The organism is Stenotrophomonas sp. HMWF003 (genome assembly GCF_003061285.1).
GTDB classification, from domain to species: Bacteria; Pseudomonadota; Gammaproteobacteria; order Xanthomonadales; family Xanthomonadaceae; genus Stenotrophomonas; species Stenotrophomonas maltophilia_AP.
Genome location: NZ_QAIW01000043.1, coordinates 1 through 6,846, shown reverse-complemented (window position 1 = coordinate 6,846; position 6,846 = coordinate 1). Strand labels below are relative to the sequence as shown.

At 68.8% G+C, this 6,846-nt stretch carries 5 protein-coding genes and 1 pseudogene; 1 reads left to right on the top strand and 5 read right to left on the bottom strand.

The features are described 5' to 3' along the window. The 5 genes and pseudogenes from DBR34_RS01465 to DBR34_RS01445 all read right to left on the bottom strand — a co-directional run. Positions 1–166: pseudogene (locus DBR34_RS01465) on the bottom strand (magnesium/cobalt efflux protein); the annotation flags it as partial. A gap of 65 nt (positions 167–231) precedes the next feature. After that, positions 232–819, bottom strand: a complete 588-nt coding sequence (locus tag DBR34_RS01460; protein ID WP_128095420.1) for a hypothetical protein — start codon at positions 817–819, stop codon at positions 232–234. Positions 820–850: 31 nt separating this feature from the next. Beyond that, positions 851–1,336 (bottom strand): rRNA maturation RNase YbeY, encoded by a 486-nt coding sequence (gene ybeY / locus DBR34_RS01455; protein WP_128095419.1) that lies wholly within the window; start codon positions 1,334–1,336, stop codon positions 851–853. Positions 1,337–1,392: 56 nt separating this feature from the next. Continuing rightward, positions 1,393–2,259, bottom strand: coding sequence for a hypothetical protein (locus DBR34_RS01450; RefSeq protein WP_181393872.1), 867 nt, complete (start codon positions 2,257–2,259; stop codon positions 1,393–1,395). Between the two features lie 40 nt (positions 2,260–2,299). Further along, the gene (locus DBR34_RS01445) at positions 2,300–3,283 is read right to left on the bottom strand and encodes a PhoH family protein (protein WP_128095418.1); all 984 of its coding nucleotides are present in this window, start codon (positions 3,281–3,283) and stop codon (positions 2,300–2,302) included. A 662-nt stretch (positions 3,284–3,945) separates the two neighbouring features. On the opposite strand from DBR34_RS01445, the gene DBR34_RS01440 reads away from it, so the two are divergent. Continuing rightward, the coding region (locus DBR34_RS01440) for a type VI secretion system Vgr family protein (protein ID WP_146186748.1) at positions 3,946–6,846 on the top strand (2,901 nt) is incomplete at its 3' end.

The window sequence follows — 6,846 nt, the reverse complement described above, 5'->3', positions numbered from 1 at the left end:
GGGTATCGGCAGCGATCAGCCCATCGGCGTGCGCGGTGTGCAGCACCGCCACCAGCTCGTCGCGGGTGTGGGGTTCGCCGGAGAAGGCAGAGGTCAGGCGTTCGAGCCAGCTGCGCTTCTTTTCGTTCTGCTCCAGGGTGGAGCTACTACTGTCGTCTTCAGACATCTCTGGAAAAAAGGGCACCCGGCGAACCGGGCGTTGGATTCAGTCTAGCAGGATGCGGGCCGCTGTCAGCGCCCGCCTGCCGGGGCCGCATTCACCGAGGCGGCCGGCGGGGTGGGGGACGGCACCGGCGCCTCCTCTTCCGCGGGCAGGTCCAGGCTGTAGGTGCAGCCGGCCAGGGTCCTGCCCGGGTGGGTCTTGACCGTGGACAGGCTCAGGATGATCGATTCGATCATCGGTTCGCCGGTCTTGGGGTCGGTCACGTCGCGGCTGACCAGCTCCCGTCCGGCCATGAACTTGTCCGGGGTGTCCACCCCGTCCTCCAGCGCCAGCGTCTTCGCCAGGGGGCGCGGGTCGGCCAGGTCCAGGATGGCCATGATGCTCGCCCCGGCCACCGCCACGTACTCGGTGCGCTGCCCGAACACCGTCAGCGGCGTGGCCAGCCGGAACTCGGTCATGAACTGGTTGCCCTGCGGCAGCGGCTGCAGGCCATTGGCCACCGCCTTGAGCGGGTCGGCCACCACGGGGGCGACGGCGGCGTAATCGGCCACGCCCTGGCGGCATTCGATCAGCGCGGCCAGGTCCAGCGGGGCGGCCGATGCGGCGGCGGGCAGCAGGGCCAGCAGGCCCAGGCAGAGGGTCTTGAAAGCGGTCATCTGGAATCCGTGGGTAGCCGGGCGGCGCGGCTTACTGCTCGTTGGCGTAGGGGTCGTCGATGCCCAGTTCAGCAAGGATGTCGCGCTCCAGCTGCTCCATGGCCTCGGCTTCCTTGTCGTCCTCATGGTCCCAGCCGAGCAGGTGCAGCACGCCGTGCACGGTCAGGTGCGCGTAGTGGGCATTGAGCGCCTTGTCCTGCTCGGCCGCTTCGCTGGCCACCACCGGCGCGCAGATCACCAGGTCGCCGAGCAGCGGGAACTTCACGCCCTTGGGCAGGCCCTCGGGCACTTCGGCCGGGAAGCTGAGCACGTTGGTGGCGTAGTCCTTGCCGCGGTAGTGCCGGTTCAGCGACTGACCTTCCTTGGCATCGACCAGGCGGATGGCCAGGTCGGCTTCACGGATGCGGCCCTTGAGCGCGGCAGCCACCCATTTGCGGAAGCTCACCGCAGAGGGCAGCCCGGCGCGGGGCAGGGCGTAGCTGACGGCTACATCGAGGCGGACGGGGCCCTTGGTCATGGCGATACCGGTAATTCAGATCAATCAGGAGGGCACAGTATCGCGCGTGTGGCCTTTCACTGCGACTTCCAGTCGCCGGCGTCATAGCGGATCTCCACCACCGAGGTGTCCGCCGCGCCTGCATCCACGCCGGCATCGCTGGCCGTGCCGTGGCAGTTGTAGCCCTTCTGCAGTGCCATCTGGGTGGCCAGCTGGACAACGCTCTGTTCCGGCGTCCCCGTGGGGTCGACGTACATCGTGCTGGCCGCGCAGCCGCCAACGTTGGCGACCTGCACGGCGGGAATGAGGCTGCGCGCGGCACGGTCGGCCAGGGCGTCGAACGCCTCGCGCGACATGCTGGCCTGGTCGGCCGAGATACGCAGCTTGAAGTAATACAGCTGCTTGTAGAACAGGTAGGCGTTGGAATACAGCGGCTGGTTGCTCGACACGTGCTGCATGGACAGCCGCAGGCGCGTGCCGCGGATCTGTTCGGCCTTGGCCATGGCCTGGATCACGGCCGTGTCGATGGCGTTGGTGCCCTTGCCCGGGGCAACGTCGGCGGCAAGCGGGAAGGGTTCTTCTCCCAGTTCCTGCAACTGCGCATAGATGCCAGCGGCGACCGCCTGCTTCAGCTCACCCTGCAGGGCCTGCATCCCGCTTTCCATCGCCTCGGCCTGGCCCGTGCGCCCGGCTGGGTAGACGAACACGGTCGCTGTTGCCTGCGGCTCCTTGCGGCTGCGATAACCGAAGCCGGCCCCGGCCCGCTTTGCCGCCGGATCGTAGCTGCTGCGTTCGAGTGCGAAATCCGCCACCGCGCGGGGCGCGCTGACGTAGCTCACCTCGATGTACGGCCGGTCATCCGCCGACGGCGTGGCCTTGGCGATCACCTGGCCCGGTACGGCGACCAGCAGGCAGACGGACAACAGCAGGGACGGGCGGACCATGGCACTTCCTTGTGTGCGTTCAGGTCGCGGCAGTGTACGGCTACTCCGCGCCGGGTTTGACCTGCTGCAGGTCGCGTCGGTCGTAGGCGCTGACGATGCGCGCCACCAGCGGGTGGCGGACCACGTCGCGGGCCTCGAAGAAGGTGAAGCTGACCCCGTCCACCTCGCGCAGCACCTCGATGGCATCGCGCAGCCCGGACTTCACGTGCTTGGGCAGGTCGGTCTGGGTGAGGTCGCCGGTGACCACCGCGGTGGAGCCGAAGCCCAGCCGGGTCAGGAACATTTTCATCTGCTCCACGGTGGTGTTCTGCGCTTCGTCCAGAATCACATAGGCATCGTTGAGCGTGCGGCCGCGCATGTACGCAAGCGGCGCGATTTCGATGACATTCTTTTCCAGCAGTTTCAGCACTTTCTCCACGCCCAGCATTTCATACAGCGCGTCGTACAGCGGGCGCAGGTACGGGTCGACTTTCTGGCTGAGATCACCCGGCAGGAAGCCCAGCTTCTCGCCCGCTTCCACTGCCGGTCGCACCAGGATCAGACGCTGCACGCGCGACTCGTTCAACGCGTCCACCGCGCTGGCCACGGCCAGGAAGGTCTTGCCGGTGCCGGCCGGGCCGATCCCGAAATTGATGTCGTGGGTGGTGATCTGGTGCAGGTAGCGTGCCTGGTTGGCGCCGCGGCCACGCACCGTGCCGCGCTTGACCTTGATGGTCACTTCCTGCGCTTCGTAGGCCCGTTCGACCACCTGGTCGACGTTGGCCTGGTTCAGGCGCAGGTGGATGGCGTGATTGTCGAAGGTCACCTCCGCCGCTTCGGCGTAGAGCGCCTCGATCAGCATCTGCGCTTCCTCGGCCACGCGCCGGGGGCCGGTCACGCGGAACACGTGGCCGCGGTTGGCGATTTCCACGCCCAGTTTGAGTTCGATCTGGCGCAGGTGCTCATCGAACGGGCCGGCCAGATTGGCCAGGCGTTCGTTGTCTTCGGGGGCCAGGGTGAAATCGCGTTGCGAGAGTGCGGTCATTGCGTCTGGCAGCCTTCGATCCAGGGGACCGTGGCCGCAAGCAGGGAAAGGGTCTACAGGGTAGCGCGCAGCCCGTGCAGCCGCCATACCGGGGCCGGTTGTCCACACCGGGTGTGGGGGAGTCGTTGGCAAAGCTGTGGATATCCCATGCCGGCCCTTGTGCGACAAGGTTGAACAAGGGCTGGTGAAAAAATGGCCGGTCGCTTCAGGAACAGGACACGTCGCCAGACCGACCTGTACGCGGCAGGCCCTCGTGCACTGACGCGCTGTACCCGGTGCACGCCCTGGTGGGGGCCTTGGGAATGTGACGAAATCTGCGTGGCGGAATCGGCCGGAATTATGTCGTTAGTTTATGTTGATGGGCCAAGGCCGACATCTGGAGGCGCTTCAGGCCCGCGCGTTCCGTGCGAGTAGGGGTTTTCCTACATTATCGTCAGAGTTGCCCCGGATATCGGGCCGCGACGATTCACTATATTCTTCGTCCATGCCGCTTGGTGCGTGCGTCTGTGTGGCGGGGAGAGCCTGCAGATAATGCGGCGGCGTGCGTTTCGTCGGTAGCGACAGAGTGGGAGGTGCAGCGTGCTGCCGCCATGCCGGCGGGCCGGGTGCGCCATGGATGCTGGGCAGGTCACGCGGCCGGACGGCTGCAATGGATGGGCACGATGCAGGATGCAATCACACTGTTCGCCGGCATCGCCGGGCTGGACGGCGCCAGCCGTCCGCACCGTCTGGTACTGGCCACCGGCCAGGCGCTGCTGGTTGAGCGCTGGTGCGGGCACGAACAGCTGTCCGACGGTTTCCAGTGGTGGGTGGACGTGCTGGCCAACGACGCCCAGCTCGATGTGGATGCGTGGCTGGGCATTGCCGCCACGTTGTCCTCGCGGCAGGCCGGCGGACAGGATGTGCTGCGCAGTGGCGTGGTGTCCGAGGCGTCCTGCGTGGCGTCCGACGGCGGCCTGGCGCGCTATCGCCTGTGCCTGGTGCCGTGGACCTGGCTGCTGGGGCAGGCGCGGCAGAGCCGGGTGTTCCAGGAACGCGCCGTGCTGGACATCCTGCAGGCCGTGCTGGACCCGTATGCCGCCCAAGGTACCTGGCGGGTCAGCGACGAAGTGATCGACTTTCTCGCCGCCGTGCCGCGGCGCAGTTACTGCGTGCAGTACCGCGAATCGGACCTGGACTTCCTGCAGCGCCTGCTTGCCGAAGAGGGCCTGGGCTGGCGCATCGAAGAAGACGCCGACGCACCTGCCGGGCACGCACTGGTGGTCTTCGCCGACAGCGCCGCGCAGGCGCAGGACGCCACCTCCGAGCGCGACGGCGGGCTGCGCTTCCACCGCGCGGACGCCACCGAGGCTACCGACAGCGTGCTGACGCTGGGGCGTTCGCGGCGTATCGGCGTAACCGCGCTGGTGCTGGCAAGTGACGACTATCTCGGCCAGCAGGCGCGTCAGGGCCAGACCCCGGTACTGTCCGCGCAACGCGGGGAGACCGCCCTGGAGGTGTACACCCCGGTCGGCGCCTACGCGTTCGCCAACCGCGGCGTGGCCGACCATTACAGCCGCCTCGCTGCCCAGGCGCACGAATCGCGCGGCGCCAGCTGGGTGGGCAGCGGCACCGCCCCGGGGCTTCGCGCGGGTACCTGGTTCAACCTGCGCCAGTGGCCGCTGTCCGACCGTGCCGGCGTGCCGAATGTGCTGGTGACGCGCATCTGGCATCAGGCCAGCAACAATTTTCCCACCACCGCGCGCGAGGCGCTGCTGCAGCGCCTGGGCCATGCGCCACCGGCGCCGATGGCTGGGCTGGAAACGCCCGCGCGCCAGCGCCAGCTGTGCACGCGGGCCGAAACGCTGGGCTATGCCAATGCCTTCGAGGGCGTGGACCGCGCCGTGGCGTGGCGCCCGGCGCGTGAAGACGGCACCGGCCTGCGCCTGAATCCGCGCCCGCTGGCACCGGGTTACCAGACCGCACGGGTAATCGCCGCCGATGGCAGCGACAGCGGTGAGGTGTCCTGCGACGACCTGGGCCGGATCAAGGTGCGCTTCCACTTCCAGCGCGCAGGCAGCGGCGACGATGGCAGCAGTTGGCTGCGCGTTGCGCAACGCTACGCCGGGCCCGGAGTGGGCGCACAGTTCCTGCCACGGGTGGGGCAGGAGGTACTGGTGACCTTCCTGGAAGGTGACATCGACCGCCCGCTGATCGTCGGTACCCTCTACAACGGTCGCGGTGAAGCCGGCACGGCCGCCACCCCGGCCGGCGCGTCGGCGACCAGTGAGCTGGGCGCTTATGCGCAGGCAGGGGATGCCCGCAGTAGTGCGCAGGGCAACCTGGCCGGTGGCCACGCGCCCGCCTGGCATGCGATGGGCGCCGGCGAAGACGCGCACCGCAACCCGGCCGCGCTGTGGGGCATCCAGTCGCGCGAGTGGCACGGCCAAGGGCACTCGCGGTTGCTGTTCGACGACAGCGATGGACAGCTGCGCCTGCAGTTGGCCACGACCCATGCCAGCACCCAGCTCAACCTGGGGCACCTGATCCACCAGGCCGACAACTTCCGCGGCAGCCTGCGGGGCGAAGGCAACGAGCTTCGCACCGATGCCTGGGGAGCCGTGCGCGCCCGCGCCGGCCTGTGGCTCAGCGCGCACCCACGCGCTGCCCGCGCGCCGGCCGGTGAGGCGGTCGCCCCCAGTGCGCTGCTGACCCAGCTCAACGAACTTGGCCGGGTCCAGCACCAGGCCACCAGTGTGCACCGCAGCGTCGCCGTCGCCGCGCACGCCGGCGTGGCGGGCCAGCAGGATGCGCCTGCGCCGCTGGCCAGCCTGCTGCGCAGCACCCGTACCACCGTGACCGGGGACGCGTTCGACAGTGGCCGGGCCGACGCGCCGGGGTACGCCAGCGGTGGCGGACAAGGACGCCTGCCGCACAGCGGCGATGCGACCCTCGGCCTGTCTGGCAGCGACGGTCTGGTGCAGGTCGCCGGGCAGAGCCTGCAATGGGCGGTGGGCGAGGTGCTCAGCCTGGCCAGCGGGCAGGCGTCCGAATGTGTCGTCCAAGGCCAGGCGCGTGTCCACGCCAGCCAGGCCATCGGCGTGCTGGCGGCCACCGTGGGCACGGCCGCCGGGAACACGCTCAGCGTGGTGAGCGGGCAGGGCGAGCTGATCGTGCAGGCCCAGGACAACCAGATCCTGCTGCAGGCGCGCAACGCCCTGCGCGCGGCCAGTGCCGGCGGGGCGGTCGAAATGGCCGCGCCGAAGACGGTACATATCGCCACGGCCGGCGGTGCCAGCATCACCCTGGCCGGCGGCAACCTGACCGTGACCTGCCCCGGCAACATCACCGTGCACGCGGGCCAGAAATCCTTCGTTGGCCCCGCGAACCTGACCTATCCGCTGCCCACCATGCCGCGCAGCGAATCTCCCGATGTACTGCCCAGCTTCGCCTTCCGCCTGCAGGACATCCCTGGCCCGCAGGGCATCGCGCTGGCCGGCCAGCCGTGGAAGATCGTGCGCACCCGGCAGAGTGCCAGCGATACCCCGGACAACCTGCATGCGGTGGATGCCGGGCAGTGGGTG